At 59.8% G+C, this 26,084-nt stretch carries 27 protein-coding genes; 16 read left to right on the forward strand and 11 right to left on the reverse strand.

All coding sequences use genetic code 11. The annotated features are described in order from the left end of the window. Positions 1–783: a tRNA (5-methylaminomethyl-2-thiouridine)(34)-methyltransferase MnmD gene (gene mnmD / locus AT6N2_RS13210; protein WP_209087343.1), complete on the reverse strand. Its 783-nt coding sequence runs from the start codon at positions 781–783 to the stop codon at positions 1–3. Between mnmD and AT6N2_RS13215 the strand changes: the two genes are divergently transcribed. The 9 genes from AT6N2_RS13215 to AT6N2_RS13255 all read left to right on the forward strand — a co-directional run bounded on the left by AT6N2_RS13215 (position 782) and on the right by AT6N2_RS13255 (position 6,724). Beyond that, a complete protein-coding gene (locus tag AT6N2_RS13215) occupies positions 782–1,990 on the forward strand; it encodes an NAD(P)/FAD-dependent oxidoreductase (protein ID WP_209087345.1) in 1,209 nt (402 codons plus the stop codon). The two genes, mnmD and AT6N2_RS13215, sit on opposite strands and share 2 nt — an antisense overlap. Before the next feature lie 96 nt (positions 1,991–2,086). Then, a complete protein-coding gene (locus AT6N2_RS13220) occupies positions 2,087–2,794 on the forward strand; it encodes a DUF1045 domain-containing protein (RefSeq protein ID WP_144577121.1) in 708 nt (235 codons plus the stop codon). Positions 2,795–2,994: 200 nt separating this feature from the next. Further along, a complete protein-coding gene (gene puuE / locus AT6N2_RS13225; protein ID WP_063950760.1) occupies positions 2,995–3,918 on the forward strand; it encodes an allantoinase PuuE in 924 nt (307 codons plus the stop codon). Then, positions 3,918–4,415 carry a 2-oxo-4-hydroxy-4-carboxy-5-ureidoimidazoline decarboxylase gene (gene uraD, locus AT6N2_RS13230; RefSeq protein WP_209087346.1) on the forward strand — a complete coding sequence of 166 codons (498 nt, stop codon included), beginning with the start codon at positions 3,918–3,920 and terminating at the stop codon, positions 4,413–4,415. The genes puuE and uraD overlap by 1 nt, the downstream gene beginning before the upstream one ends. A 53-nt stretch (positions 4,416–4,468) precedes the next feature. Beyond that, the gene (locus AT6N2_RS13235; protein ID WP_063950758.1) at positions 4,469–4,759 is read left to right on the forward strand and encodes a nucleotidyltransferase family protein; all 291 of its coding nucleotides are present in this window, start codon (positions 4,469–4,471) and stop codon (positions 4,757–4,759) included. Further along, entirely contained in the window at positions 4,756–5,118 is a 363-nt protein-coding gene (locus AT6N2_RS13240; protein WP_144577125.1) for a HepT-like ribonuclease domain-containing protein, read from the forward strand. Before AT6N2_RS13235 ends, AT6N2_RS13240 begins: the two co-directional genes overlap by 4 nt. A 3-nt stretch (positions 5,119–5,121) precedes the next feature. Next, positions 5,122–5,622 carry an ureidoglycolate lyase gene (locus tag AT6N2_RS13245; RefSeq protein WP_209087348.1) on the forward strand — a complete coding sequence of 167 codons (501 nt, stop codon included), beginning with the start codon at positions 5,122–5,124 and terminating at the stop codon, positions 5,620–5,622. Next, positions 5,619–5,975 carry a hydroxyisourate hydrolase gene (uraH, locus tag AT6N2_RS13250; protein WP_063950755.1) on the forward strand — a complete coding sequence of 119 codons (357 nt, stop codon included), beginning with the start codon at positions 5,619–5,621 and terminating at the stop codon, positions 5,973–5,975. The genes AT6N2_RS13245 and uraH overlap by 4 nt, the downstream gene beginning before the upstream one ends. A gap of 5 nt (positions 5,976–5,980) precedes the next feature. Beyond that, on the forward strand, positions 5,981–6,724 hold the full coding sequence (locus AT6N2_RS13255) for a metallophosphoesterase family protein (protein ID WP_209087350.1): 744 nt from the start codon (positions 5,981–5,983) through the stop codon (positions 6,722–6,724). Between the two features lies 1 nt (position 6,725). Here AT6N2_RS13255 and AT6N2_RS13260 read toward each other — a convergent pair whose 3' ends face one another. After that, entirely contained in the window at positions 6,726–7,997 is a 1,272-nt protein-coding gene (locus AT6N2_RS13260) for a D-alanyl-D-alanine carboxypeptidase (protein ID WP_209089704.1), read from the reverse strand. Positions 7,998–8,187: 190 nt separating this feature from the next. Here AT6N2_RS13260 and AT6N2_RS13265 point away from each other — a divergent pair, with 190 nt between their 5' ends. Together AT6N2_RS13265 and AT6N2_RS13270 are read left to right on the forward strand one after the other, a co-directional pair. Next, on the forward strand, positions 8,188–8,772 hold the full coding sequence (locus AT6N2_RS13265) for a TetR/AcrR family transcriptional regulator (protein WP_209087352.1): 585 nt from the start codon (positions 8,188–8,190) through the stop codon (positions 8,770–8,772). Then, complete coding sequence (locus AT6N2_RS13270) at positions 8,769–9,113, forward strand: DMT family transporter (RefSeq protein ID WP_063950752.1); 345 nt, start codon at positions 8,769–8,771, stop codon at positions 9,111–9,113. Before AT6N2_RS13265 ends, AT6N2_RS13270 begins: the two co-directional genes overlap by 4 nt. 152 nt (positions 9,114–9,265) lie before the next feature. Here AT6N2_RS13270 and AT6N2_RS13275 read toward each other — a convergent pair whose 3' ends face one another. Continuing rightward, the gene (locus tag AT6N2_RS13275) at positions 9,266–10,399 is read right to left on the reverse strand and encodes an alpha-hydroxy acid oxidase (protein WP_063950751.1); all 1,134 of its coding nucleotides are present in this window, start codon (positions 10,397–10,399) and stop codon (positions 9,266–9,268) included. Positions 10,400–10,584: 185 nt separating this feature from the next. On the opposite strand from AT6N2_RS13275, the gene AT6N2_RS13280 reads away from it, so the two are divergent. Further along, positions 10,585–11,166 (forward strand): hypothetical protein, encoded by a 582-nt coding sequence (locus AT6N2_RS13280; RefSeq protein WP_233282451.1) that lies wholly within the window; start codon positions 10,585–10,587, stop codon positions 11,164–11,166. A 12-nt stretch (positions 11,167–11,178) separates the two neighbouring features. Here AT6N2_RS13280 and AT6N2_RS13285 read toward each other — a convergent pair whose 3' ends face one another. The 3 genes from AT6N2_RS13285 to puuD all read right to left on the reverse strand — a co-directional run bounded on the left by AT6N2_RS13285 (position 11,179) and on the right by puuD (position 14,772). Then, positions 11,179–11,898: a sulfite exporter TauE/SafE family protein gene (locus tag AT6N2_RS13285; RefSeq protein WP_209089708.1), complete on the reverse strand. Its 720-nt coding sequence runs from the start codon at positions 11,896–11,898 to the stop codon at positions 11,179–11,181. A gap of 304 nt (positions 11,899–12,202) precedes the next feature. Continuing rightward, the gene (guaD, locus tag AT6N2_RS13290) at positions 12,203–13,513 is read right to left on the reverse strand and encodes a guanine deaminase (RefSeq protein ID WP_209087354.1); all 1,311 of its coding nucleotides are present in this window, start codon (positions 13,511–13,513) and stop codon (positions 12,203–12,205) included. Then, positions 13,510–14,772 (reverse strand): urate hydroxylase PuuD, encoded by a 1,263-nt coding sequence (gene puuD / locus AT6N2_RS13295; RefSeq protein ID WP_209087356.1) that lies wholly within the window; start codon positions 14,770–14,772, stop codon positions 13,510–13,512. The genes guaD and puuD overlap by 4 nt, the downstream gene beginning before the upstream one ends. A gap of 471 nt (positions 14,773–15,243) precedes the next feature. Between puuD and AT6N2_RS13300 the strand changes: the two genes are divergently transcribed. After that, entirely contained in the window at positions 15,244–15,582 is a 339-nt protein-coding gene (locus AT6N2_RS13300; protein ID WP_006699610.1) for a hypothetical protein, read from the forward strand. On the opposite strand, the gene AT6N2_RS13305 is transcribed toward AT6N2_RS13300, so the two are convergent. From AT6N2_RS13305 to AT6N2_RS13325, 5 genes are all read right to left on the reverse strand, one after another. After that, the gene (locus AT6N2_RS13305) at positions 15,558–16,481 is read right to left on the reverse strand and encodes a LysR substrate-binding domain-containing protein (RefSeq protein WP_144577144.1); all 924 of its coding nucleotides are present in this window, start codon (positions 16,479–16,481) and stop codon (positions 15,558–15,560) included. The two genes, AT6N2_RS13300 and AT6N2_RS13305, sit on opposite strands and share 25 nt — an antisense overlap. A 255-nt stretch (positions 16,482–16,736) precedes the next feature. Beyond that, positions 16,737–17,576, reverse strand: coding sequence for a xanthine dehydrogenase accessory protein XdhC (gene xdhC, locus AT6N2_RS13310; RefSeq protein WP_186376805.1), 840 nt, complete (start codon positions 17,574–17,576; stop codon positions 16,737–16,739). Between the two features lie 195 nt (positions 17,577–17,771). Further along, a complete protein-coding gene (gene xdhB / locus AT6N2_RS13315; RefSeq protein ID WP_209087358.1) occupies positions 17,772–20,111 on the reverse strand; it encodes a xanthine dehydrogenase molybdopterin binding subunit in 2,340 nt (779 codons plus the stop codon). 3 nt (positions 20,112–20,114) lie between these two features. Continuing rightward, the gene (gene xdhA, locus AT6N2_RS13320) at positions 20,115–21,584 is read right to left on the reverse strand and encodes a xanthine dehydrogenase small subunit (protein ID WP_209087360.1); all 1,470 of its coding nucleotides are present in this window, start codon (positions 21,582–21,584) and stop codon (positions 20,115–20,117) included. A gap of 137 nt (positions 21,585–21,721) precedes the next feature. Beyond that, positions 21,722–22,498 (reverse strand): 3-hydroxybutyrate dehydrogenase, encoded by a 777-nt coding sequence (locus tag AT6N2_RS13325; protein ID WP_144577147.1) that lies wholly within the window; start codon positions 22,496–22,498, stop codon positions 21,722–21,724. A 220-nt stretch (positions 22,499–22,718) separates the two neighbouring features. Between AT6N2_RS13325 and AT6N2_RS13330 the strand changes: the two genes are divergently transcribed. The 3 genes from AT6N2_RS13330 to AT6N2_RS13340 all read left to right on the forward strand — a co-directional run bounded on the left by AT6N2_RS13330 (position 22,719) and on the right by AT6N2_RS13340 (position 26,073). After that, positions 22,719–23,780, forward strand: a complete 1,062-nt coding sequence (locus tag AT6N2_RS13330) for an LLM class flavin-dependent oxidoreductase (protein ID WP_209087362.1) — start codon at positions 22,719–22,721, stop codon at positions 23,778–23,780. 54 nt (positions 23,781–23,834) lie between these two features. Further along, positions 23,835–24,587: a type I methionyl aminopeptidase gene (gene map, locus AT6N2_RS13335; RefSeq protein WP_063950743.1), complete on the forward strand. Its 753-nt coding sequence runs from the start codon at positions 23,835–23,837 to the stop codon at positions 24,585–24,587. A gap of 295 nt (positions 24,588–24,882) precedes the next feature. Continuing rightward, positions 24,883–26,073 (forward strand): MFS transporter, encoded by a 1,191-nt coding sequence (locus AT6N2_RS13340; RefSeq protein ID WP_209087364.1) that lies wholly within the window; start codon positions 24,883–24,885, stop codon positions 26,071–26,073. The last annotated feature ends 11 nt before the right edge of the window (positions 26,074–26,084 follow it).

Genomic DNA, 26,084 nt, shown 5'->3' on the forward strand with positions numbered 1-26,084 from the left:
CTACGTCTTGGTGCCGCAGAGCATCTCTCTCTTGCCGGCAAAGCCCTTGCGACGCTCCAGGTCAAATCCGGCGGCGATAAGGTTGCGCCGCACGAACCCTGCAGCGGCATAGGTCGCGAATGTGCCTCCGGGTGAGGTCTTCGCAAAAAGCGCCTGCATGATCTCCAGTGACCACATGTCAGGATTACGCGCGGGTGCGAAGCCATCGAGAAACCACGCGTCAAAAATTTCCTCGCTGCCCGCGATGCCGGCAAGCGCTTCGCCGCAGACGACCGTCAGCTGCGTTTGATCGTCGAGTTCAATATCGACGCGCCCCTTCGGCTCGGCAGGCCAGAGAGAGGTCAGTGCTTTTCTCTCTGCATCCACTTGCGGCCAGCGGGACAGCGCCCGGCCGATCTCGTCTGCCGTCATCGGGTAAAGTTCGAAGGAGACGAAATGCAGTCTGGAACGACTGTTGCGAACCTCTTTCCACTGCCGCCAGGTCTCGCAGAGATTTAGCCCGGTGCCAAAACCGAGTTCGCCGATGCGGAAGACCCCCTCCCATTCGCGCCAGCGCTCTGGCAAGCCGTTTCCCGACAGGAAGACATGGCCGCATTCCAGCCTGCCATCCGTCTGGCAATAAAAATGGTCGTCAAAGGCCCTCGAATAGGGCATATCCCCGTCACGCCAGTCGAGCGCGCTGGTGGTTTCGGCGGTTTCGCCGTTTGGCGAACCCGTCGTCGTGCCAGTCTGGCTGTCAGCCGAGATGCCTGCCGGGATTGAAGTGTCGTTGGAATGTGTCATGGCTAAAGCCGATAATCCCGCTTTCGAACAGGGTCAATCGCCAAGATTGCCGACGTCGGTGCCGCTTCTCATCGTTGGCGGCGGCGTCATGGGCCTGTGGGCGGCCGTGAAGGCGGAGCGGCTCGGCATCGAGACGCTGCTGGTCGAGGCGGAGCGTGCCGGCAGCGGCGCAAGTGGCGGGCTTCTGGGCGCGCTCATGCCGCATATGCCCGACCGCTGGTCGGACAAGAAGCAGTTTCAGTTTGATGCTCTTGTTGCACTGGAAGAGGAAATTGCCACGCTGGAGGCCGGGACCGGCCTTTCCGCTGGTTATCGTCGCTCTGGCCGCATCATTCCGCTGCCCAAACCGCATCTTCGCGCCATTGCCGAGCGGCATGAGAAGGATGCGCTGGAGAACTGGGTGTCGGGTGATCGTCGGTTCAGCTGGCATGTCGGCGACAGCCCCTCGGTCACGGGCTGGGTGGATGACGCAGCGGGTGAGGCGGGTTTCGTCTTCGATACACTGGCGGCACGCGTTTCGCCACGGGCGATGATCGCCCTTCTGGCGGCTACTCTTGGCAGGGCGCAGCATGTGCGAATGGCTGAGGGCGTCGCGGTTGCGTCGCTCGAGGCTGATGCCGGGCGGGCGGTACTGTCCTCGGGCGACGAGATTTCTTTTGGCCATGTCATTGTCGCCAATGGGCACGGTTCTTTTCCGCTGATCCGCGATGCGCTGGGCCTGCAGGCCGGGGTTTCACTCGGACAGGCGGTGAAGGGACAGGCGGCGCTTCTTGACGCTGCAGCCGATCCGGCGATGCCGGTCGTGTTCCTGAACGGTCTCTATATCGTCCCGCATGAAGACGGCACCGTTGCGATCGGCAGTACCAGCGAAGATTGTTTTTTCGATCCTTTCAGCACCGATGAAAAACTCGAAAAGCTGCTTGCAGAGGCGTCCGCCATCGTGCCTTCACTTGCCGGCGCACCAGTGCTGGAACGCTGGGCCGGGCTGCGGCCGAAGGCGGTTGGGAGGGACCCGATGGTTGGTTCGATCCCTGGTCGTCCCAGGCTCGTTGCGCTTGCCGGTGGCTTCAAGGTGAGCTTCGGCCTTGCGCATTTTCTGGCCGAGGCCGCGTTGCAGGTCGTCTGTGGCCGCACGCCGGTCATCCCCGCGGGCTTTGGCCTTCAACACCACGTGAGCATCGCCTCCGCGGACTTCGCAAAGCTCTGATAGGACACCTTACGTCGTTAATCTGTCACGCAAATCACGTATCTGCTGGCCTGCAAAGAGGCCGGTTTGTCCGCATTGGCGGCGAGGTGACAGCGCATGCGATACGCCATTCATTTCACGCCTTCCCCCAATGACCCGCTGACGGCGGCCGCCGCCGCATGGCTAGGGCGCGATGTCTATTCCGGTCAATCGGTGGAGCCGCCTGGCATGATCGACCTCGGCATGCAGGAGATTTCATACCACACGGCCCTTCCACGCCGTTATGGTTTCCACGGCACGATCAAGGCGCCGTTTCGACTTGCGGAAGGCCAGTCCGAGGCGGCGCTGCTGCGCGACCTCATGTATTTTTCCGGCAGGCAGCAGCCCTTCACGCTACCGCAACTGGTGGTAGCTCGTCACGAGAACGTCTTCAGCCTCGTACCGGAGCGCCCCTGTGAGGTGCTGCATTTCTTTGCCGCGCGCGTGGTGCAGGAATTCGACCACTACCGTGCGCCCCTGTCGGATGCGGAAATCGAGCGGGCGGATCCGGACCGGCTGTCGGCCTCACAGCTTACAAACCTGCATCGCTGGGGCAGCCCGCATGTGATGGACGAATTCCGGTTCCAGATGTCGTTGACTGGCGGCGTTGAGCCAGCGAGCTGCCAGCGTATCGAGCGGGCCGTGCGCAAGGTTTTCGAGCCGCTTCTTGCGCGGCCTATCCAGTTCTCCAGCCTCGCGCTCTTCATAGAAGATGAACCGGGCGCACCTTTCCGCGTACATTCGCTGCACCCGATGGGCCGCGTTTCCGCCCGCAAAATCGCCTGAAAAACGTATCGACGCAATCGTATACAAAAAAGCATCGGAATGTCGGCAAAATTGATCTCGACATTCCAGATGCGGATGCTACCGTCCGGATATCGCATATTCGAAGCGTGTGTTTCCGTTCCGGCACGTCACGTTTTGAAGGTCTGTTTTTCGTCTCCCGCATCGGTTTCCGGTGCGGGATGGATGGTCTGGGTGGCTGAATGATTTCCGAAAATTACTCCCGCAATCTGGTAGGCTACGGTCGCGAGACGCCTGATCCGAAATGGCCGGGCGGGGCGCGTATCGCCGTACAATTCGTCATCAATTACGAGGAAGGCGGCGAAAGCTGCATCCTCGACAATGACAAGGCGTCGGAATCGCTGCTTTCGGAAATCGTCGGTGCCCAGCCGTGGCCCGGTCAGCGCAATCTGAACATGGAATCGATCTACGAATACGGCTCGCGCGCCGGTTTCTGGCGGCTGTGGCGCATGTTCACCAGCCTTGGCGTCACCACCACCGTGTATGGCGTGACCGCCGCCATGGCCCGCAACCCCGAAGCTGTGGCAGCGATGAAGGAAGCGGGCTGGGAAATCGCCAGCCACGGGTATCGCTGGCTGGAATATAAGGACTTTTCCGAGGAGGAAGAGCGCAAGCACATCCTCGAGGCCGTGCGTCTGCATACGCAGGTAACCGGCGAGCGTCCCTATGGCATGTATCAGGGCAAGCCTTCCGATAACACGCTGCGCCTCGTCATGGAGGAGGGCGGCTTTCTTTATTCATCGGATTCCTACGCGGATGATCTGCCCTATTGGGTGAAGGGGTTGAAGGACGAGCCATTCCTGATCATTCCCTATACGCTTGAAACCAATGACATGCGTTTTGCCACACCGCAGGGCTTCAATTCCGGTGACCAGTTTTACACCTATCTCAAAGATGCTTTCGACGTGCTTTATCAGGAAGGCGTCGAGGGCGCGCCGAAGATGATGAGCGTCGGTCTGCATTGCCGTCTCGTCGGTCGCCCCGGGCGTGCGGCAGCGCTTCGCCGGTTCATCGACTACGTGCTTGACCACGAGAAGGTGTGGATACCGCAACGCATCGAAATTGCCCGGCACTGGCATGAACACCACAAGCCGGAGGCGCTGTGATGATCACGCGTGAGGAATTTGTCGCCCGCTTCGGCGGTGTGTTCGAGCATTCGCCCTTCATCGCCGAACGGGCTTATGATGCGGGCGGGGCCGGCCTTGAGCTGACGGCAAAGGCGGTCCACGCTGCGCTTCGTGCGCAATTTCGCGCTGCGACGGACGGGGAAAAGCTCGGCGTACTGCGGGCGCATCCCGATCTGGCCGGCAAGCTGGCGATCGCCGGCGAACTGACTGCCGACAGCCGGAACGAACAGGCCGGCGCAGGGCTGGATCGACTGACGCCGGAGGAGCATGCCCGCTTCACTGCCTTGAACGGGGCCTATACCGATAAATTCGGTTTTCCCTTCATCATTGCGGTGAAAGGGCTCAACAGGCACGATATTCTTTCCGCGTTCGAAGCCCGCATCGGTAATGATGCGGCTGAAGAGTTTGAAACGGCGACGGCGCAGGTGGAAAAGATTGCCTGGCTGCGTCTTTCCGCCATGCTGCCGGAAGGCTGAATTGGCGAGTTCGAACGGTTCTGGTAGGATCGTGCTGGCTGGAGATTGACATCATGAGGCCTTCCGAGGCGCTGGAAAAGAACAGGCAGGCGATCCGCGACGCGACGAAGCGCTTCAATGCGGCGAACCCGCGCGTGTTCGGCTCGGTCGCCCGCGGCGAAGACCGGCCGGACAGCGATCTCGATATTCTGGTGGATGCGCTGCCGGGGACCACGCTGTTTGATCTCGGCGGGTTGCTGGAGGAGTTGTCGGCGCTCCTTGGCGTCGAGGTCGATGTTGTCACCTCCGGTGGCTTGCGCCCTGACATCCGCGCCCGCGTTTTGCAGGAAGCCAAAGCGGTATGAGCACGGACCGGCTACTGCTCTACCTCAAAGAAATTGACGTTGCTGCCTCGCGTATTGGAGATTTCATCCGGGATATGAATGAGGACGATTTTTCACGCGACACGCGCACACAGATGGCGGTGATGATGGGTCTTGCCCTCATAGGCGAGGCCGTCGCGAAAATCGACAGGCACTATCCGGCGTTTTTGCAGCAGCACCCTGACATCCCTTGGATGAAGATGAAGGGTATGCGCAATCTGATCGTGCATGATTACTTCCGGGCGGAGCTTTCGGTCGTCTGGAAAACGATAAAGCAGAGTATTCCAGACTTGCAGACGCGATTGTCCCTCCTTCGAAACTGGCATGCCCAAGGTGAATGACATTTGACCGATTTTCTTGAGATAAGGCCTCTGACCAAAGAGGCGTTTGCGCCTTTCGGTGATGTCATCGAAACAACACTTTCCTCCATGCGGTATATCAATGGCGGCCAGACAGAGCGGCATCATGCGCTTGCAGCGCCGGAGGCTGCGGGTGAGGGTGCGCGCATCATTCTCAACATCTTCCGCGGTCAACCCCGCGTTTTTCCGCACAAGATCGACATGATGGAGCGGCATCCGCTCGGCAGCCAGAGTTTTTCGCCGCTCTCGGGTAAGCCTTTCCTTGTGGTTGTAGCGGACGATGACGGCGGCAAGCCCGCCCGGCCGCAGGTGTTTCTGGCGCGTGGCGATCAGGGCGTGAATTACCGCCGTAATGTCTGGCATTATCCGCTGATGCCGTTGTTGGCGGTTTCGGATTTCCTGGTTGCCGATCGCGAGGGGCCGGGTAACAATCTCGAAGAGTATTTTTTTGACGAGCCCTATGTGATCGCGGAGCCCAGCCTATGACCGGTTTGACAACCCACGTCCTCGATGCCGCCCATGGAACACCGGCGCAAGGCCTGACGATCGAGCTTTACCGGCTTTCCGGTGATCGCCGCGAGAAGTTGAAGACGGTGACGACCAACAATGACGGCCGTGTCGATGGCGGGCCGCTGCTCGTTGGCGACAGTTTCAAGGCAGGCGAATACGAGTTGGTGTTCCATGCTGGCGATTATCTGCGTGGCAAGGGCGTCGCGCTGGCAGAGCCGGCCTTTCTCGACATCATCCCCATTCGTTTCGGTATTGCTGATGAAAGTGGCCACTACCACGTGCCGCTGTTGCTTTCGCCCTATAGCTACTCCACCTATCGAGGAAGCTGACGCCGATGATCTTTGCCGCCATTGCCGATGTTCACGGAAACTGCGCAGCACTGGAAGCCGTGCTGGAGGATATTGCGAAACAAGGCATAACAGACATCGTCAATCTCGGCGATTGCTTCAGCGGTCCGCTGGAGGCTGGATTTACCGGTGACGTGCTTGTCGGCAACTGGATACCCAGCATTCGCGGCAATCACGACCGGGAACTGATCGAGCGCGCGCCTGAAGAGATGGGCAGCTGGGAGCGGCCTGCCCATGCGCAGCTCACATCAGCCCATGTGGACTGGCTGCAAACCTTGCCCTTCAGCATGGTGTTCAGGGATGTTGCCTATTGCTGCCATGGTTCGCCGCTCGGCGACCTCGATTACTGGCTCGAAACGCTGTCGCCGGAAGGTGTGCTGAAACTGCGGCCACTTGCCGAAATAGAGGAGAGGGCGGCAGGTATCAGCCAGCCGCTCATGCTGTGCGGCCACACGCATATTCCCCGCGTGGTCCAGCTTTCCGATGGCCGGCTGATCGTCAATCCCGGCAGCGTCGGTTGCCCCGGCTGGAAAGATGACACGCCTTTCGATCACCACGTCGAAGCTGGCCATCCACTCGCAAGCTACGCGGTTCTGGAAGAAACGGCGCGGGGCTGGCAGGTTCATTTTCGCAATATCCGTTACGACAATCTCGCCATGTCGGAAATGGCGCGGGTCAACGGGATTCCCTATCTCGCCGATGCCCTGACGGGTGGGTGGCTCAAGCGCTGAATCACCCCTCGCTGGTCATCACCACGCAGGCATAGGACTGAGCCTTCAGTTGCTTGCAGGCGGAAACTGCCGAGGACTGGTCTTCGAAGCCGGTGAAGCGGGCGCGGTAGAGCGTTGCCGACCCGCTTTGTACGGCTTCGGTGTAGGGTGCGATGCCGGAATAGTTGCCGATATTGGAACGGGCATTGGCGAGCAGCGAGCGCGCGGCGGCTTCGCTATCGGTGGCGGCGATCTGCACTTCCCAGCGGCTGCGCTGACCGGCAGACGCCACAGAGGGAGCCGGCCGCGGAATGGCTGAGACCTGCATCATGTCAGCCACCTGTTCGTTTGCGGTGGCAATCTGCATGGCGACAGGGTCAGCGCGGCGCTCGGCGAACATCGGCAGAGGCACGGCAGCGGGCGGCACGGCAGCGGCCACATCGAAGGCGCGGCTGGCGCTGGCGCTGGCGACGAGTTGTTCGGTGTTGCGGCCTCTCGACGCCTGCGGCACGGCCTTGTCGAGAAGGGCCGCCATCTGGGCGTCGCGGCTGCGCGCAGTCTTGCCGCCCAGCACGACGCCAACGACGCGGCGGCCATTGTGGTTGACAGCGCTGACAAGGTTGAAGCCGGAGGCGTTGGTATAGCCGGTCTTGATGCCGTCCATTCCCTGATAACGATACATCAGGTTGTTGTGGCCGCGGATGCGCTTTCCACGAAAATTGAAGGATTGCGTGGCGAAGAGGCTGTATTCTTTGGGGAAATCCCGTTGCAACGCAAGACCGAGCTTTGCCATGTCACGTGCGGTTGTCACCTGCGACTTGTTGGGCAGGCCGGACGCGTTGCGGAAGACCGTTTTGGTCATGCCGAGTTGGCGGGCCTTGCGGGTCATCATCTCCGCAAAGCGCGCCTCGGAGCCGCCGAGATGGTCGCCCATACCTTCGGCCATGTCATTGGCGGATTTGACGATCATGCCATAGACCGCTTCGCGGACGGTAAAGGTCTGGCCCTGGCGCACATAGAGCTTCGAAGGAATGACCGATGCACCGTTCTTGGACATGGTTATCTTCTGGTCCCAGCGGAGTTTGCCGGCATGCAGCGCTTCGAAGGTGAGGTAGAGCGTCATCATCTTGGTGAGCGAGGCGGGATGGTTGAGCACGTCGGCATTGCGGGCGGCGAGAACCTTGCCGGTGTTCGCATCCATGATGAAATGGGCATAACCCGCCTGCGCAGGCGACGCCTGCAATGAGAGGATCGCGCAAAAGAAGGTGAGTGCGAAAACCCAGGCACCCGCCATTCCCCGTTTGATCATTCCCGACATAATCCGCCCCTTTTCATCCGATCGCCGCGACTGGCGAATATTTACTGACACTTTCCGGCAACAAAACCGCTAAAACTTTAGAGATCGCTTTCATGCTTAATTAAGTATGAATTTCAACCCGACAGACGGCCCTACAATTTCCTTGTAAAGAAACCAACCATCCGGTATGTTTCCTTTCATGACAAATGCACATGAACGCAAGAAGCAACCCGAACTCGTACGCCGCAATCTTCTTGATTGTGCGGCCAGACTTGCTGCTGAACAGGGCGTTGCGGCGCTCTCGGTGCAGGCGGTGGCAGATGCGGCAGGGGTGACGAAAGGCGGGCTGTTCCATCATTTCCCTTCCAAGCAGGCGCTGCTGGAAGCGGTCATGGCCGACCTCCTGGCGGCCCTGGACCTGGAAATCGACGAGCTCATCTCACAGGATTGTGAAGCTTTCGGGCGGTTCACGAGGGCCTATGTGAATGCGGTTTTCTCGGATCGGGGCAGGGATTCGGGCAGGCAGTGGGCAGCGATCTCGGTTTCCATGGTGGGCGAACCATCGCTTCGGCGCATGTGGAACAGCTGGATCGAGGGGCGGCTTGCCCGTCATAAGGAAACGGATGATGGGGTGGTACTGGAGCTGGTGCGGCTTGCCGCTGACGGCATCTGGTTCGCCGATCTTCTGGCCGACGACGGCAGGGCAGGTGGCGACAGGGCGGCTCTCAAAGCGCGGATGATCGCGCAGACAAAGAAGGATGCAGGGCGATGAATGCAGCTGTCTTGACCTATGGAGCGCTTGTGGCCGCCATCATCTGCGAAGTCATCGCGACCTCCTTTCTGCAGCAATCGCAGCAATTCACGCGGCTTTTGCCAACCGTGTTGATGGCGCTGTTTTATGGCGCGGCCTTTTATCTGCTGTCATTTACCCTGCGGGCGCTGCCGGTGGGGGTGGCCTACGCCATCTGGAGCGGGCTCGGCATCGTTCTGATTTCGGGCATCGGCTATGTCGTCTTCCGCCAGACACTGGATTTCGCCGCCGTCGTGGGCCTTGGTTTCATCATCACCGGGGTGGTGATCGTGAATGTGTTTTCGAAGACGGTGGGCCATTGAGGCTGGGTGGTCTAGCGCGAAGGCTAAACCGACCGCGAGAGACTCTTTCGCGGCGCAGACGCGCCGCGGCTGGATGCCGGATCTAGTCCGGCATGACGGTAGAGAGGTCTGCGAGCTGTGGTTGCGATGCCGGAAGTTCTGCCTTCTGACCATCACGCCAGAATGCTGCGATCCACATCGGTGATCAGCCGCTTGCCGCAAAGCGCCATGCTGACATCCATCTCCTTGCGAATGATCTCCAGCGCCGTGGTCACGCCCCGCTTGCCATCCGCACCGAGGCCATAGAGGAAGGGTCTGCCGATATAGGTCCCCTTGGCCCCCAGCGCCACGGCCTTCAGCACATCCTGACCGGAGCGGATGCCGCCATCCATGTGTACCTCGACCCTGTCGCCGACAGCATCGACGATCTTCGGCAGCATGGCGATCGAGGAATGCGCGCCATCGAGCTGGCGGCCGCCATGGTTGGAGACGATGATGGCGTCGGCGCCGGTATCAAGCGAGGCGCGGGCGTCCTCCTCGTCAAGGATGCCCTTGAGGATAAGTTTACCGCCCCAGCGTTCCTTGATCCATTCCACGTCTTTCCAGGATAAACGCGGATCGAACTGTTCCGCCGTCCAGGAGGAGAGCGACGAGAGGTCTGAGACATTCTTGGCGTGCCCGACGATGTTACCGAAGCTGCGGCGCTTGGTCCGCGTCATGTCCAGGCACCATTTCGGCCGGGTGGCCATCTGCCAGATGTGTTTCGGGGTGAATTTTGGCGGCGCGGAAAGGCCGTTGCGCAGATCCTTGTGGCGCTGGCCGAGGATTTGCAGGTCGAGCGTCAGTACCAGCGCCGAGCAGCCGGCGGCCTTGGCGCGGTCGATCAGATTGTTGACGAAATCGCGGTCCTTCATCACGTAAAGCTGGAACCAGAAGGGTTTCGAGGTAACGGAAGCGACATCCTCGATGGAGCAGATGCTCATGGTGGAGAGCGTGAAAGGTACGCCGAATTCTTCTGCTGCCTTGGCAGCCAGCATTTCGCCATCGGCATGCTGCATGCCGGTCAGGCCAGTGGGAGAGAGTGCGACCGGCATAGACACCTTCTCGCCGACCATTTCGGTCGCCAGCGACCGGTCGGTCATATCCACCAGCACGCGCTGGCGCAGCTTTATCTTGGCAAAATCATCTTCGTTGGCGCGATAGGTGCTTTCGGTCCAGGCGCCGCTATCGGCATAGTCGAAAAACATCTTTGGCACACGGCGCTGCGCCTGTTGCTTCAGGTCCGCTATGGTCAGAATTTTGCCCATGTGTAAAGCCTTCACATTTAAATGATGGCTTCACATAGCATGACCAGGCGCTCCGCGCGACCATAAAGATGGATAGGCAATTGCTTTTTTGATTATTGGAAATATAGTGATTTTTGTCGGGTTTATACATAGAATATTCTGATAAATACTTTTTGATGTTTTTATTTTTTGTGGATTGTAACATTATGAAATTTATACTGACGGTTCTGCCATTCGTATCGTCTTTATTGATACCTGGTCTCTCCGTCGCATGCCCCTCGGCTACGCAGCTCAGCGATGGATTTGTCCTACGTCGCGAGGCGGTAATAAGTGAGGTCAAGTCGGCAGGGCGGATCGCCCGGGTTGACCACGATTTCAACGGTGCCGGGTCGCAAAAGCAGTTTCTATATAGGGGATTAATCGCTCTCGCCGGCTTGGGAGATGAAGGAAACTACGGCTACTATTTTACGTCCGACCTTGAGGCGTTTTGGCCGATGAAGGTCGGTGCACGCCGGTCTTTCGAGTTTCTGCCTCTTGACGCAGGCGAGGCCAGCGACAGGTGGTCGCTTGAGATGACTGTGACGAAGCAGCGCGCCTTCCCGGTGAGATTTTGCAACTATCTCGTTTACTACGTTTTGGTGGAGGTGCGGAAGAATGGCGAGAGTGATGAAAAATGGACCGCTGTCTACTCGCCTGATTTGCAGGTTACGCTTGCCAAGATTTACGATGAGGGTACCGAAGACGAGACAATCGTGGCTTACGACGTGATCGAACCACTGCGCAAGTGAGGGTGAGCGACGTCAGTAGAACGCCCTGAGGAATAGTTCTGCGCCCAGCAGAAGCAGGCAGATAAGAAACCAGCGCCGAAACGTCGCCGGGCTGACGATATGGCGGATCTTTTGACCCAGCCACATGCCGATCAGCGCAGGCAGGACGGCGAGGGCGGATAGTGACAGATGCTCGACATGAAAAGCATCCTGAGAAGCAAGGCCAGCGGCGAGGGCGATGGTCGAGACCGTAAAGGAAAGGCCGAGCGCCTGCACCAGATCGTCTCGGCTGAACCCCAGCGACTGGATGTAGGGCACGGCAGGTACGACGAAAATTCCGGTGCCGCCGGTCAAAAGGCCCGTCACCAGCCCCATGATGGGGGAGAGTTTTGGTTCCAGCCTTGCAGGAAGCAAGACCGGTCGGGCAACCAGGCTGTAGGCTGCGTAAACCGCAAGGCACAGGCCGAGCGCCGAGCTCGTCCAGGCACCAGTATCCGATGTCATCAGCCGGATGCCGATGAGGGTGCCGAGGGTGATAGCAATCATCATCGGCCACAGCCTTTTCACAATGGTCCGAAAATCAGGCCCAGCCAGCAATTGCCAGACATTGGTGATGAAGGAGGGGAGGATGAGCAGGCCGGCGGCGATGACCGGGGGCATGAAGAGGCCGAACACGCCCATGGCGACCGTGGGCAGTCCCATGCCGGTCACACCCTTGACGATGCCGGCAACGATGAATGTCGCGAGGATCATGAGCAGGGTGGTTGTGTCTAAGTTCGGCACGGGGACTCCAGAGCGCTTTCGCATTCGGCCGAGATGGCGTCAGGCAATCATGTGGAGCGAGCGAGTGCGCCACGGTCCTTCTCCCCGCCGGGGAGAAGGTCGCGGCAGCGGGATGAGGGGACAAGCTCTCCGAAATCCTGCAAACGTCGCCCCCTCATCCGACCCTTCGGGCCACCTTCTCCCCGGCGGGGAGAAGAAAGAGGCGGCACACGCTCGATCCAATATGTGACGGATATAAACAAGTTAGCAGCTATATGTTTCGGCCCAAACCGAACTATGCCAGCACGCTCTTCATCGGCTTGCCGGCCACATAGGTCTCTACCACTGTGCGGTCGTCGCCCATGGTCAGCATCAGGAAGAGTTCTTCGGTGAGGCTTTTCACCACTTCCATCTTCAGGGCCATGGCTGACGTCGAGGAGGCGTTCAGCACCGTGATGTCGGCATCCGTGCCGGCTTCCAGCGTGCCGATGCGGTCGACCATGGAGAGCGCTTCGGCATTGCCGCGCGTCATCAGATACCAGCTTTCCAGCGGGTTGAGACGTTCGCCCAGCAATTGTTGGATCTTGTAGGCCTCGTCCATGGTGCGCAGCATGGAATAGCTCGATCCGCCGCCGATATCGGTGGCGACGGCGATACGAACAGGCTTTTCGCGCCGTTGCAGTTTTTTCATCGGGAAGAGGCCGGAGCCGATGAAGAGGTTTGAGGTGGGGCAATGCACTGCCACCGCGCCGGTTTCCGACAGCACATCCGCCTCGCGGTCAGAGAGGTGAATGGCATGGCCGAGCAGGGTCTTTTTGCCCATCAGACCGTAGCGCACATAGATGTCGGTATAGTCGGTCGCTTCGGGGTAAAGTTCGCAGGTATATTTGATCTCGTCCAGGTTTTCGGACAGATGCGTCTGGATGAAGAGATCGGGAAATTCCTGCGCCAGCGCCTGTGCGGCTTCCATCTGCTTCGGTGTGGAGGTGATGGCGAAGCGTGGGGTGATGGCGACGTGGTTGCGGCCCTTGCCGTGCCAGTCGGCGATGACGGCGCGCGTCTCGTCATAGGAGGTTTCCGGCGTGTCCAGCAGGCCCTGCGGGGCGTTGCGGTCCATCATCACCTTGCCGCCGACCATCAGCATGTTGCGCTTCATGGCTTCAGTGAAAAAGGCGTCGGCGGAGGTCTTGTGCACGGAGCAATAGGCGGCGGCGGTTGTCGTGCCGTGGCGCAGAAGCTCGTCGTAGAAGTGTGTGGCGATGCGTTGAGCATGCGCGCTTTCAACGAAACGGCACTCTTCCGGGAAGGTATAGGTGTTCAGCCATTCCAGCAGGTTGGCGGCATAGGAGCCGATGACCTGCATCTGCGGGAAATGCAGGTGCATGTCGATGAGGCCGGGCACGATGAGATGCGGGCGGTGGTCCTTTTCCTCGACGTCTTCGGGTGCTGTCTTACGGATATCGGCGTATTCGCCGATGGCGGCGATCTTGCCGTTTTCGAGAAGCAGGCCGCCATCTTCGATATAGAGATAGCTTTGCGTATCATCGATTGCGAGCGGCGCGCGGCGGAAGCTCAGCAGGCGGCCACGCAGCAGAACCAGGCTCATTCAGTCTTTCCTTCGGCTTTTCCAGCCCCGGACACCGCACTTTCATACCAGGCGGTCAGCACCTTGCGCTCATCCGGGGTGATGGCGGTGATGTTGCCCGGAGGCATGGCATGGCTGCGGCCGGCTTGCAAATAGATTTCGCGCGCGTGGGCGCCGATCTGTTCGTCGGTTTCGAGCTTCACCGATTTCGGTGTGAAGGGCACGCCTTCCCACACCGGCTCGGCGGCATGGCACATGGAACAGCGGCCCTGAACCACATCACGCGCCTTGGTAAAATGGGCATCGCTGACGAATTGCTGCTGCATGGGGGAGAGGGTGGCGGCCTTCTGCTCCTCTTCGCCGGTCAGCACCTTCGGCACGGTGGAAAGCCACATGATGACAATGAAGATGAGGGCGGTGAGAAGCCATGTCCATGTCGGCTTGCCCTTGCGGGCATGGGTGGTGTTGAACCAGTGGCGGATGGTGACGCCCATCAGGAACACCAGTGCGGCGATGATCCAGTTGAACTGCGTGGCAAAAGCCAGCGGATAATGGTTCGACAGCATGAAGAAGATGACGGGCAGCGTCAGGTAGTTGTTGTGCAGCGAACGCTGCTTGGCGATGCGGCCATATTTCGGGTCCGGCGTGCGTCCGGCAATGAGATCGGCGACAACGATCTTCTGGTTCGGGATGATGATAAAGAAGACGTTTGCCGACATGATGGTGGCGGTAAACGCACCCAGATGCAGGAAGGCGGCACGGCCGGTGAAGACCTGCGTGTAACCCCATGCCATCGCCACCAGCGCGACATAAAGCACGATCATCAGGCCCCAAGTATTGTTGCCGAGCGGCGATTTGCAGAGAAAATCATAAAACAGCCAGCCGATGGCGAGCGAGGCCAGAGACAGGGCGATGGCCTGGAACTGGGTAAGCGCCAGCACGGAATGGTCGATGAGGAACAGGTCCGCGCCGCCATAATAGACAATACAGAGCATGGCGAAGCCGGACAGCCAGGTGACGTAGCTTTCCCATTTGAACCATGTCAGGTGTTCGGGCATCTGGGCAGGGGCGACCAGATATTTCTGGATGTGATAAAAGCCCCCGCCATGCACCTGCCATTCCTCGCCATAGGCCCCCGGCGGCAGATGCGCCCGTTTGACCAGCCCGAGATCGAGCGCGATGAAATAGAAGGACGAGCCAATCCAGGCGATGGCGGTGATGACGTGGAGCCAGCGGACGGCAAAGGCCATCCATTCCCACGCAATGGCATATTCGTACATGCGGTTCCCCTGATCCTTGTGCAGCGCACCTTGCGAGAATTTTAGCCTTTAGGGAAGGGGCAAGCAGTGATCGGGCAGAGATTGTTCACAATGCAGCGGAGATGTGTCTGCAATCCTCCCTCGATTCGTTTCAGCCCGATGACTGGGCTTTGTGAACTTGGAGGAGGTATGTCGGCCGGTGAGTTTGTGCTTAGCTGGCTAAGGCGACTCAGCTATTATGGTTTGTGCAGCCTTCCGGTGTGCTAAAATATCAGGCTGTGGACTTCGCGCCCACGCGCGTGGCTCCCATGACATGTTTCGCTGGCGGTTCTTCCGAAAGCGGGCGCTGCGAACCCTGGGCGGAGCAGATCAGGGGGCAGGTGTCGCAGTTCCCGGTGCCGTTGTGTCCGGGTGTGAGTGCCATGAGATTTTAAGTTAAGGGACGCAATGACCTTCCGGCTGCCGCCGTTGTTTTCAACGGAGACCGTGCCGATGCGCCTTGTTCTGACGGTTCTTTTTCTGCTTTTTGCATTCAGCGCCACCGCGCTGGCCCATGAATCCCACAAGGGATTCAAATATGAAAGCTACTGCTGCAACGGCGATGCCGAAACCGGCGACTGCCAGATGATTCCCACACGCAGCGTTCGGGTGACGTCTGATGGTTACGAGGTCTCGCTTGCGCCCGGCGATCACCGCATGGTCACGCGACGCCACGTGTTCAACTGGTCGCAGAGCCAGGCACGTCGATCCGAGGACGGCGAATATCATCTGTGTCTGTTTCCGGACGAGGATACGCCGCGCTGCTTTTATGCACCTGATATGGGGTATTGAGTCGACGGGCGGCTTTCTTCGATGCGCTTCAATATCCAGTCGCGAAACAGCTTGATCTTCCGGATGTTCCGGCGGTTTTCGGGGTAGACGAGCCAGTAGTTCTTGCCCTCGGTGCTGAGGTGCTCAAACGGCTGGTAAAGCCGGCCAAGCGCCACCTCGTCCGCGTAAAGCTCAGGGGTCAGCATGGCGACACCCTGGCTGGCGATCGCCGCGGCGGCTTCAAAGGCCTGCACATTGAGGCGGCTACGCGGGTAACGGTCAAGCCCCGGATTTTCGATGCCGACTTCCTTGAACCACTGGCTCCACCAGATATCGCCGGGATCGATGATGCGTAGGCGCAGCAGGTCTTCCGGCTTGTGCAGGCCGCCGATGCTTTCGGCGAGGGCAGGGTGAAGCATCGGTGTATAAACGCCGCGCAGCAATCGATGATAGATCAGCCCCTTGCCGTCATCGCTGCTCCAGCGAATGGCGACATCGCAGTCCGACTGGCTGAAGTCGATCAGTGTCCCCGATGTCTCCAGCCTGACCGCGATGGAGGGATGCTCGAGCTGGAAAGCGCCGAGATGCCGCGAGAGCCAGCGTGAGGCAAAGGTGGCAGTGGAATGGATCGTCAGCGTCGTGTCTGATGTATCGCGCACATTATCGACCGCCTCCCGCAACGTGTTGAAGGCATCCGCGACTTTGGGTGCAAGCCTCTGTCCAGCCTCCGTCAAGGAAACCTGCCGCGCCTTTCTGACAAAAAGCGGCTCGCCAATATTCTCCTCCAGCAGTTTCACCTGATAGCTCACCGCCGTCTGCGTCATGCCCAACTCTTCGCCAGCCTTGGTGAAGCTCAGATGCCTGGCTGCGGCGTCGAACACACGCAGGGCATTCAGGGGAAACTGCCGTGACATTTTCATGGATAATCTCTCTTTATGTGTCCGTGCAAAGGTTTCATTGGTTTCCGCCAGGAAATCAAGGCATTTTTACTCAGACAGATAAAATGAACTTCTGAAAATCAACGATGGAGACGAACATGCGCACGGCAATCTGGCGCGCGTGGTCCCGCCTGCGCGCGGGTCTGGGGAGAGTGGAAAATTTCGCCTATCAAAGCCTTCGCACCGACAATCTGGCAGACGACAGCCTGCCGGATGTGTTGAAACGCGATCTTGGCCTTAAAGATGGGCGGGCTGGTTTTTGTGGCGATGCCCGGTTTCGGTGGCAAAAAGCGCTTGAAGCAACTCGGCTGCCACAAGGGCCGCTATGACGGCGGGACGCTTGTCCCTGACGCTGCTGCCGCCGATGGGCAGGATGAGTTTGGCGAGGCGGCAATTAGGCTCGCCCTCCCGCTCCAGCCAATGGGCAAAGGTGGCGCGCTTGGTCTTCGAACCGATCATGCCGACATAGGCAAGATCCTCGCGGGCGAGCGCTTCCTTCGCGATGAGGAAATCGAGTGCGTGGTCGTGAGTGACGATGATCACTGCGCCATGAGCCGGAATTTTCGCAACGAGTGCTTCCGGCATGGGGGTGAGTATGGACACCACTGCCGACGGAAGATCGCGCAGCTCGTTTTCACGGGTCTCGACCACGGTCAGGGACAGTGGCAGCAGCGACAGGGCTTCGGCCAGCGCCTTGCCCACATGGCCGGCGCCAAAAATGAAGACGGCCGGCTGTTGCTCAGCTTCGCCTTTCAGCCTTGCCTCAAGCGCCGCCGCGATCTCCGTCGTGACCAGCCGGAAGCGGATGAGGGTGCGGCCGCCGCAGCACTGGCCGATTTCCGGGCCGAGCGGAATATCCATGTGATCCTCGGCAGCACCGCTGCGCAGCATGGCGCGGGCGTGGTCTATCGCCATATATTCGAACTGGCCGCCGCCGATGGTTTCCCAGATGGTCTCCTGGGTGACCAGCATGAAGGTGCCAGCCTCGCGCGGCGACGAGCCTTTCACGGCTTCGATTTCCACGAGTATTGTGGGGGTGGAGCGGGCGAGGAAAGAGGGTAAGGAGGTGTCAGGCATGGGTGCTGGCCCCCTCATCCGGCGCTGCGCGCCACCTTCTCCCCGGCGGGGAGAAGAAACCCGGAGCGCTGGCTCCGTCCACCTTACGTGCTTGCAGGAAGGGTGAGGCGGCGAGGCACATTTCTTCTCCCCGCCGGGGAGAAGGTGGCCCGAAGGGTCGGATGAGGGGGCTCGGCCGCATGGATACGCCCTCCCTCAAACCTTTTTCAGCCGTTCCACCGCCATCAGCACCCGCTCCGGCGTCGCTGGCGCGTCAAGCCGCGGACAAACCTTGTAATCGGCCACGGAAGCGACTGCCATGGAGAGCGCTTCGAGAACCGAGATGGCCAGCATGAAGGGCGGTTCGCCCACGGCCTTGGAGCGGCCGATGGTGGGTTCGGCATTTTCCGACCATTCCGCCAGCCTGACGTTGAAGCTCTTCGGCCGGTCGGAGGCGAGTGGGATTTTGTAGGTGGAAGGTGCGTGGGTGCGCAGCCGCCCCTTGCCGTCCCACCACAATTCCTCCGTCGTCAGCCAGCCCATGCCCTGCACGAAGGCGCCTTCGATCTGGCCGATATCGATGGCTGGATTGAGCGATTTGCCCACATCGTGGAGGATATCGGTGCGTTCCATCAGGTATTCGCCAGTCAAGGTGTCGATCGACACTTCCGAGCAGGCCGCACCGTAAGCGAAATAATAAAACGGCGTGCCGCGCCCCGCGGCGCGATCCCAGTGGATTTTCGGCGTCTTATAAAAACCGGCGGCGGAAAGCTGCACGCGGGCGAAATAGGCTTTTTTGATGAAATCGTTGAAGGCGATTTCCTCAAGGCCGATGCGAACGCGGTTCGGCAGGAAGACGACGTCCTCTTCCGGTACGTTCCAGTTCTCGGCGGCGAATTTGATCAGCCGCTCGCGAATCTGGCGGGCGGCGTCATAGGCGGCCATGCCGTTAAGGTCGGTGCCAGAGGAGGCGGCGGTGGCTGATGTGTTCGGCACCTTGCCTGTGGTTGTGGCTGTTATTTTCACCCTGTTGATATCCACCTGGAAGGCATCGGCCACCACCTGCGCCACCTTGGTGTAGAGGCCCTGGCCCATTTCGGTGCCGCCATGGTTCAGATGGATGGAGCCGTCATTATAAATGTGCACCAGCGCGCCCGCCTGGTTGAAGGCGGTCATGGTGAAGGAGATGCCGAATTTGACAGGGGTGAGTGCGATGCCCTTGCGGATGATCGGGCTCGTTTTGTTGAACGCGATAATTGCTTCACGTCGTGCGCGATAGTCGCTTGACGTCTCCAGCTCTTCGACGACGCGGGCGATGATGTTGTCCTCGACTTCCTGATGATAGGGCGTCGTGGTGCGGCCGGAGCCGGTCTCGCCGTAGAAATTCAGCTTGCGGATATCGAGCGGGTCTTTGCCGACGGCATAAGCGATTTCTTCGATGAAACGTTCCGCACCCAGCATGCCCTGCGGGCCGCCAAAACCGCGAAAAGCGGTGTTTGAGACCGTGTGGGTTTTGAGCGGTCGCGAGGTAAGATGCACATGCGGGTAGAAATAGCTGGAGTCGGCATGGAACAGCGCGCGGTCGGTGACCGGCCCGGATAGATCGGAGGAAAAACCGCAGCGGGCGGCATAGGTGGCATCGACGGCGTGGATGCGGCCTTCGTCATCGAAGCCCAGTTCGTAATCGACGCGGAAATCATGGCGCTTGCCTGTCGCCGTCATGTCCTCGTCGCGGTCCGGACGGATTTTCACGGCCCGGTTCAGCTTTTTGGCGGCGATGGCGCAGAGCGCTGCGAACTGGTTGCCCTGCGTTTCCTTGCCGCCGAAACCGCCGCCCATGCGGCGGACCTGCACGGTGACGGCATTGGATGGCACCTGCAGGATGTGGCTGACGATGTGCTGGATTTCGCTCGGATGCTGGGTGGAGCTCCAGACCGTTACATCGTCGTCTTCGCCCGGCACCGCCATGGCGATATGGCCTTCGAGGTAAAAATGTTCCTGTCCGCCAATGCGCATCGTGCCGGTAAGGCGGCGGGGTGCGACATCCATTTCGATCTTGGCATCGCCACGCTTCAGCGTCATCGGGTCGATGACGAGCGCGCCGCCATTTTCAATCGCCGTATCGATATCGGTGAAATACGGCAGATCCTTGTAAGTAATCTTCGCCTTGCGAGCCGCCTTTCTGGCGATGTCGCGGGTTTCGGCAAAGACCGCGAAGATCGGCTGTCCGTGGAACTCGACCTTTGTTTCGGCCAGCAAAGGTTCGTCGTGGCGGCCGCCGGACGAAATGTCGTTCTCGCCGGGCACGTCTTTTCCCGTCATCACCCAAAGCACGCCCGGTGTGGCTTCGACCTCGGACAGGTCCATCGAGAGGATTTCCGCATGGGCACGGTCGGCAAGGCCGAGTGCACCGTGGATCAGTCCGGCGGGTTCGGGAATATCGTCGATATATTCGGCGCTGCCCGTCACATGCTTGTGGGCGGAATCGTGCCGGAGCGAGGTGTGCATCGGGCCGTCGATTTCGGTCTTGGTCTTGTCGAAGCTCGTGGTGTCCATGGTTCAAGCCTCCTCCAGCGAGAAGCGGGCAAGTTCCTGCTTTTCCCCTGATGTCTCGAGGAAAAACCGTGTCAGCAAATTCTTGGCCGTGAGTTGCCGATATTCGGCCGTCGCACGCCAGTCGGTCAACGGTGTAAAATCCTCGTCCAGCGCATCGCGCGCGGCATCGATTGTTTCCTGTGACCAGGCTTTACCGAGAAGCGCCGCCTCCAGATGCGCGGCCCGTTTCGGCGTGCCGGCCATGCCGCCAAAGGCGATGCGGATGTCTTCAACGACGCCCTCAGCATCAAGCGTCAGATGGAAAGCCCCACACAGCGCAGAAATATCCTCGTCCCGGCGCTTGGAAATCTTGTAGACGGCGTAATGGCTTTCCGGCTTCTGGAACGGAATGAAAAGCTTTTCGACGAATTCGCCGCTCAGCCGGTCCTGCTTGCCGTAATCGATGAAATAGCTTTCCAGCGGCAGGCTGCGATTGCCGGACGGGGAGCGCAGGGTGAGCGTGGCCCCGAGCGCGATCAGTGCCGGTGGTGTGTCGCCGATGGGCGAGCCATTGGCGATGTTGCCGCCGATCGTGCCCATATTGCGCACCTGCTCGCCGCCGAGACGGTCGAACAGCCGGGCAAGCGGCGGGAAATGCTCTGCAATGGTCTTGAACGCCTGGCTGTAGGTGACGCCTGCGCCGAGCGTGATGCCGTCTTCGCCCACGGTGACTGTTTGCAGATCCCCGAGATTGTTGATGAAGATGACGGGGTTCAGCGCCCGCATCTGCTTCGTCACCCACAGGCCGACATCTGTGGAGCCGGCAACTATGGTGGCCTTCGGTTCGGCGGCGTAAATCTCCGTCAGGTCGGAAAGCGTCGCCGGAATAATCGTGCGATCCTCACCTCTGACGACGGTGATCGTCTCGTTTTCGCGGACGGCCCAGAGCCTTGCCATGATATCCGTGCGGTCGCGTTGCAGCGGGTCGAACAGCGCGCTCGGGCGTGCGGCAGCGATTTTTTCGGCGGCTTTCACGATCGGCTCGTAACCAGTGCATCGACAGAGATTGCCTTGCAGCGCCTTTTCGATATCGGCGCGGCCGGGGTTTTCGCTTGATATCCACAGGCCATAAAGCGACATGATGAAACCCGGCGTACAGAAGCCGCATTGCGAGCCGTGGAAATCCACCATGGCCTGCTGCACGGGGTGCAAGGTACCGTCGCGGGCGGCCAGATGCTCTACCGTGACGATATGGGTGCCATGCAGCGAGCCCAGAAAACGGATACAGGCATTGACGCTTTCGTACCGCAGAGAACCATCCAGCAGCCGTCCGACTAACACGGTGCATGCGCCGCAGTCGCCTTCCGCACAGCCTTCCTTGGTCCCGGTCAGCCGCTTGCTGATGCGGAGGTAATCGAGAAGCGTGTCGGTCGGTCCGAAACCCTTAAGCGAGATGGTTTCGCTGTTGAGGATGAAGCTGATCGCGTCTTTCATGCAATGCCCTGCCGTTTTGGCCGGCTGCCAACCCGGCTTCTTGTGATTATCCTGATGTATCTATGCACGCTAATGCGCACATATCGATTTCCGTTTTCGAAATTCATTGTTTCCATAACGGAAAGAAAATCCGATAATTATTGCGCCGTCCAGCCGCCATCCACGGAAATATGGGTGCCTGTTATGTTGCCCGCAGCGTCGCTTGCCAAGAAGAGCGCAGCGGCTGCCACGTCATCGATTGTGACGAACTGCTTGGTCGCCTGCAATTCCAGCATCACGTCGTTCTTGACCGCCTCTTCGCTGATGCCGCGCACCTTGGCCATCTCAGGTATCTGTTTTTCCACCAGTGGCGTCAGCACATAACCCGGACAGATGGAGTTGACAGTGATGCCCGTCTGGGCAAGTTCGAGCGCCGCCGTCTTCGTCAGGCCCATGATGCCATGTTTGGCCGCCACATAGGCCGATTTAAAAGGCGAGGCGACAAGACCGTGGGCCGAGGAAATGTTGATGATGCGGCCTTTGCCGGCCTTCTTCATCAGCGGTATCGCAGCGCGCATCGTATGGAAGGAACTGGTCAGATTGATGGCGATGATCCAGTCCCATTTTTCCGTCGGGAATTCTTCGATGGGCGCGATGTGCTGGATGCCGGCATTGTTGATGAGCACATCCACCGAGCCGAGCTTTTCATGGGAGGAATTGATGAGGTCGGCAATTTCGTCCGGTTTCGTCATATCGGCGGGATGGTAAAGCACGCGCCCGCCACTTTCGGCTTCCAGCAGCAGGCGCAGTTTTTCGATTTCATCCTCGTCGCCGAAGCCGTTCAGCACGATATTGGCGCCCTCCCGCGCAAATTTCTGCGCGATGCCAAGGCCGATGCCGCTTGTGGAGCCTGTCACGATAACTGTCCGATGCATGCTGTCCCCTTTTTGCATTACTTCGCACATATTTAAGTAGCCTATGCCCAAAGGGGGCAGGCTGGCAATCGCCATTTAGGATTGAGCGCGCAAGGCGGTTCGTGCGGGTGCGGCCATCGATTTTTTCGACGCGAAGCATCCAGATTTTGCGGCAGATGTTGCGTTTGTCTTCGAGCCTTTCCATGCCTATCTGTTTGGCAGGAAAACAGAGGTATCGATAATGGAACTCGGTCTTTACACATTCGCGGATGTCAATCCCAATCCCGTCGATGGCCGTGGGCCGGAAGGCGCGCGCCGCCTGCGGGAACTGCTCGAGGAAATCGAACTTGCCGACCAGGTCGGACTCGATGTGTTCGGCCTGGGTGAACATCACCGCCCCGATTATGTCGTCTCCTCCCCGTCCACCGTGCTTGCGGCGGCCGCGGTCAAGACAAAGAACATCCGCCTGACGAGCGCGGTTTCGGTGCTGAGCTCCGATGATCCGGTGCGGGTATTCCAGCAGTTCTCGACCGTCGATCTTCTCTCGAACGGTCGTGCCGAGATCATGGCCGGGCGCGGTTCCTTCATCGAGTCCTACCCGCTCTTCGGTTACGATCTCGAAGATTACGGCGTTCTCTTTGCCGAAAAGCTCGATCTGCTGCTGGCGTTGCGGGAGCAGGAAATCGTCACCTGGTCCGGGACCAAACATCCGGCGATCAATGGTCGTGGCGTTTATCCGCGTCCGTTGCAGGAGCGTCTGCCGGTGTGGATCGCGGTGGGCGGCACGCCGCAATCGGTGGCGCGCGCCGGCGCCATGGGCCTGCCGGTGGCTCTTGCCATCATCGGCGGCGAATATCGCCGGTTTGCGCCGCTGTTCGATCTCTACCATGAGGCAGCACGCCGGGCGGGGCAGGAAAAGATGAAACTGCGCACCAGCATCAACGTCCACGGCTTCATCGCCGACACCACCGACAAGGCGGCGGACCAGTTTTACGGGCCGCAGGCCGAAGTGATGAACCGCATCGGCCGCGAGCGCGGCTGGGGACCGACAAACCGGGCGCATTTCGATGCGGCGCGCGGACCGGAGGGCAATCTCTTCCTCGGCGAACCGGAACTGGTGGCGGAAAAGATCATCAAGGCGCATGGCGTCTTCAGGAATGATCGCTTCCTGTTGCAGATGGCCATCGGTCTGATGCCGCATGACCAGATCATGCGCGGCATCGAGCTTTATGGTACGAAAGTCGCTCCAATCGTCAGAAAAGAATTGACGGGGCGCGCCGATCCGGTGAAAGCGACGGCCTGATGATTACCAGGGCGGGCGTTTTCAGACCCGCCATGCAGAATAACGGACAGAGATATGGTCATTTCCACCGACGAAGAACTGGATCTGCTGAAGGATATCGGCCGTTTGTGCGCCGTTGCCATGCAGACCATGGCGGACGCGCTGGAACCGGGCATCACCACGGCCGAGCTGGATGCAATCGGCCGCAAGGTGCTGGAGGATAACGGCGCGCAGTCGGCTCCGGAATTCTGCTACAAATTTCCCGGTGCGACCTGCATCAGCGTCAACGAGGAAGTGGCCCACGGTATTCCGGGGCCTCGCATCATCAAGGCGGGCGATCTCGTCAATATTGATGTCTCGGCGGTGAAGAACGGCTTCTTCGGCGACACGGGTTCGTCTTTTGCCGTGCCGCCTGTCAGAAAGGAAATCGAGCGCCTGTGCCGCGATGGCAAGCGCGCCATGTGGACAGGCTTGCAGCAGGTGAAAACCGGCAGGCCTTTTGCCGATATCGGCAACGCGATCGGTGCTTTTGCCAAAAAGAACCGCTACACGCTGATCACCAATCTCGCCAGCCACGGCATTGGCCGTTCGCTGCATGAGGAGCCGAAGGAACTGGCGACCTGGCCGGACAAGGACGAGCGCCGCATCATGCAGGAAGGCATGGTGTTCACTGTCGAGCCATTTCTTTCGACGGGCGCTTACTGGGCGGAAGATGGCGATGATGATCCGTGGACGCTCTACAGCGATCCGAGTGCGCCGACGGTGCAGTATGAACACACCGTGGTTGCGACCAAGAACGGGCCTCTGGTGCTGACGCTCGCGGAGTGACAGCTACACCTGCCTCCGTCACCCTTAATCCTGACGTCGGAGCGAGCGGCTACCGCTTGTTTCTTCTCCCACCGGGGAGAAGTCCGCGGCAGCGGGATGAGGGGGCGAGCTCTCCGAAGTCCGACAACGTTCCCCCTCATCCGACCCTTCGGGCCACCTTCTCCCCCTCGGGGAGAAGAATACACGGCACCCTCGGAGCGCACCGACGCTCCCCGTGTGACAGATAAAGACCGCTTATAACGCCGATCAAAATAACTCGCTTGTCCCTTATCCGCCTCGTTGCGATAAGCCAAACATGAGCATCGACAAGCCACTTTCCGCCAGACATCTGACCGCGCTCGGCCTTGCCGGGGCTCTCATGATGGCATCCGCCATGGGTTTCGGCCGTTTTTCCTTTACCCCCATCCTGCCCGGCATGATGGCGGATGTGCCGCTTTCGGCGGGGGATGCGGGATTTGTCGCGGCTGGAAATTTCGCCGGTTATCTCGCAGGTGCTGTTCTTGCCGCCTCTTCCTGGGGATCGGGACGGGAGCGGCTGGTTGCCCTTTGCGGCCTGTTTTCCACCGCTGTGCTGCTGCTTGCCATGGCCGCCTTCAACTCGGTTGCTGCCTTCACCGTCATCCGGTTTCTGGCGGGCGTCGCCAGCGCGACGACCATGATCTTCACCTCTCAGATCGTCATCGGCCATGCCGCGAAAGCCGGTAGGGACAGTGTGCAGGCGCTGCACTACGGCGGCGTGGGCGCCGGTATCGCGATTTCCTCGCTGGCGGTCTATCTGATCGGCGTCATTTTTGACGGGGGCGGGTCTTCGTGGAGGGAGGAGTGGTTCGCCGGGGCCGTCTTTTCCTTCGTTACATTTCTTCTCGTCTTCCGGGTGCTGCCCGCAGGCCCGCCACGGCATGCGTCTTCAGCGGCGGAGCCGCCGCTCAACTGGACGCGGCCGCTGTTTCTGACGACGCTGGCCTATGGGCTTTTCGGTTTTGGTTATGTCATCACCGCCACCTTCATCGTGGCGATTGCGCGCATGGCGGCCGCAGGCGCTTTCGTGGAGTTTCTGGCATGGTTCATTACCGGCTGTGCCGCTGCCGTTTCGCTCTTTCTCTGGAAACCGGTGCTGAAATCGCAGGGGGTGAAGCGGGCTTTCGTGATCGTTCTCGCCGTTGAGGCCGTGGGTGTCTTCGCCTCGGTCATGCTGCCGCCTGTCATCGGCGTGCTCGCCGGCGGCCTGCTTCTCGGGCTGACCTTCATGGTCATCACCGCCTATGGCCTGCAGCTCGGCCGTGAATTTGCCGGCCCGAGCCCGCGTCGCGCCTTTGCGCTGATGACGGCGGCTTTCGGCACCGGCCAGATTGTCGGGCCACTCGCCGCCGGCTGGATTGCCGAGGTGACGGGCAGTTTCACCGCACCCAGCATTCTCGCTTCCGCCATGCTTGTCGTCAGTATTCTGCTGATGCTGCCGGTGCTTAAGCGCGACCGGCCGTCTTGAACGACGCCCAT

The sequence above is a fragment of the Agrobacterium tumefaciens genome, from assembly GCF_017726655.1.
In the GTDB taxonomy this organism is placed as follows: Bacteria; Pseudomonadota; Alphaproteobacteria; order Rhizobiales; family Rhizobiaceae; genus Agrobacterium; species Agrobacterium tumefaciens_B.

Bases quoted from the DNA above. Each gene is read 5' to 3' on its own strand.
- AT6N2_RS13325 (WP_144577147.1), bottom strand. From the start codon at position 22,498: ATGCATCGGACAGTTATCGTGACAGGCTCCACAAGCGGCATCGGCCTT.
- AT6N2_RS13280 (WP_233282451.1), top strand. From the start codon at position 10,585: ATGAAATTTATACTGACGGTTCTGCCATTCGTATCGTCTTTATTGATA.
- AT6N2_RS13340 (WP_209087364.1), top strand. From the start codon at position 24,883: ATGAGCATCGACAAGCCACTTTCCGCCAGACATCTGACCGCGCTCGGC.
- uraD (WP_209087346.1), top strand. From the start codon at position 3,918: ATGATCACGCGTGAGGAATTTGTCGCCCGCTTCGGCGGTGTGTTCGAG.
- mnmD (WP_209087343.1), bottom strand. From the start codon at position 783: ATGACACATTCCAACGACACTTCAATCCCGGCAGGCATCTCGGCTGAC.
- AT6N2_RS13215 (WP_209087345.1), top strand. From the start codon at position 782: ATGGCTAAAGCCGATAATCCCGCTTTCGAACAGGGTCAATCGCCAAGA.
- AT6N2_RS13305 (WP_144577144.1), bottom strand. From the start codon at position 16,481: ATGAAAATGTCACGGCAGTTTCCCCTGAATGCCCTGCGTGTGTTCGAC.
- AT6N2_RS13285 (WP_209089708.1), bottom strand. From the start codon at position 11,898: ATGATCCTCGCGACATTCATCGTTGCCGGCATCGTCAAGGGTGTGACC.
- AT6N2_RS13235 (WP_063950758.1), top strand. From the start codon at position 4,469: ATGAGGCCTTCCGAGGCGCTGGAAAAGAACAGGCAGGCGATCCGCGAC.
- AT6N2_RS13255 (WP_209087350.1), top strand. From the start codon at position 5,981: ATGATCTTTGCCGCCATTGCCGATGTTCACGGAAACTGCGCAGCACTG.
- map (WP_063950743.1), top strand. From the start codon at position 23,835: ATGGTCATTTCCACCGACGAAGAACTGGATCTGCTGAAGGATATCGGC.
- AT6N2_RS13300 (WP_006699610.1), top strand. From the start codon at position 15,244: ATGCGCCTTGTTCTGACGGTTCTTTTTCTGCTTTTTGCATTCAGCGCC.
- xdhB (WP_209087358.1), bottom strand. From the start codon at position 20,111: ATGGACACCACGAGCTTCGACAAGACCAAGACCGAAATCGACGGCCCG.
- puuD (WP_209087356.1), bottom strand. From the start codon at position 14,772: ATGTACGAATATGCCATTGCGTGGGAATGGATGGCCTTTGCCGTCCGC.
- xdhC (WP_186376805.1), bottom strand. From the start codon at position 17,576: ATGCCTGACACCTCCTTACCCTCTTTCCTCGCCCGCTCCACCCCCACA.
- AT6N2_RS13275 (WP_063950751.1), bottom strand. From the start codon at position 10,399: ATGGGCAAAATTCTGACCATAGCGGACCTGAAGCAACAGGCGCAGCGC.
- AT6N2_RS13220 (WP_144577121.1), top strand. From the start codon at position 2,087: ATGCGATACGCCATTCATTTCACGCCTTCCCCCAATGACCCGCTGACG.
- AT6N2_RS13260 (WP_209089704.1), bottom strand. From the start codon at position 7,997: ATGGCGGGTGCCTGGGTTTTCGCACTCACCTTCTTTTGCGCGATCCTC.
- xdhA (WP_209087360.1), bottom strand. From the start codon at position 21,584: ATGAAAGACGCGATCAGCTTCATCCTCAACAGCGAAACCATCTCGCTT.
- AT6N2_RS13330 (WP_209087362.1), top strand. From the start codon at position 22,719: ATGGAACTCGGTCTTTACACATTCGCGGATGTCAATCCCAATCCCGTC.
- AT6N2_RS13265 (WP_209087352.1), top strand. From the start codon at position 8,188: ATGTTTCCTTTCATGACAAATGCACATGAACGCAAGAAGCAACCCGAA.
- AT6N2_RS13240 (WP_144577125.1), top strand. From the start codon at position 4,756: ATGAGCACGGACCGGCTACTGCTCTACCTCAAAGAAATTGACGTTGCT.
- AT6N2_RS13270 (WP_063950752.1), top strand. From the start codon at position 8,769: ATGAATGCAGCTGTCTTGACCTATGGAGCGCTTGTGGCCGCCATCATC.
- guaD (WP_209087354.1), bottom strand. From the start codon at position 13,513: ATGAGCCTGGTTCTGCTGCGTGGCCGCCTGCTGAGCTTCCGCCGCGCG.
- uraH (WP_063950755.1), top strand. From the start codon at position 5,619: ATGACCGGTTTGACAACCCACGTCCTCGATGCCGCCCATGGAACACCG.
- puuE (WP_063950760.1), top strand. From the start codon at position 2,995: ATGATTTCCGAAAATTACTCCCGCAATCTGGTAGGCTACGGTCGCGAG.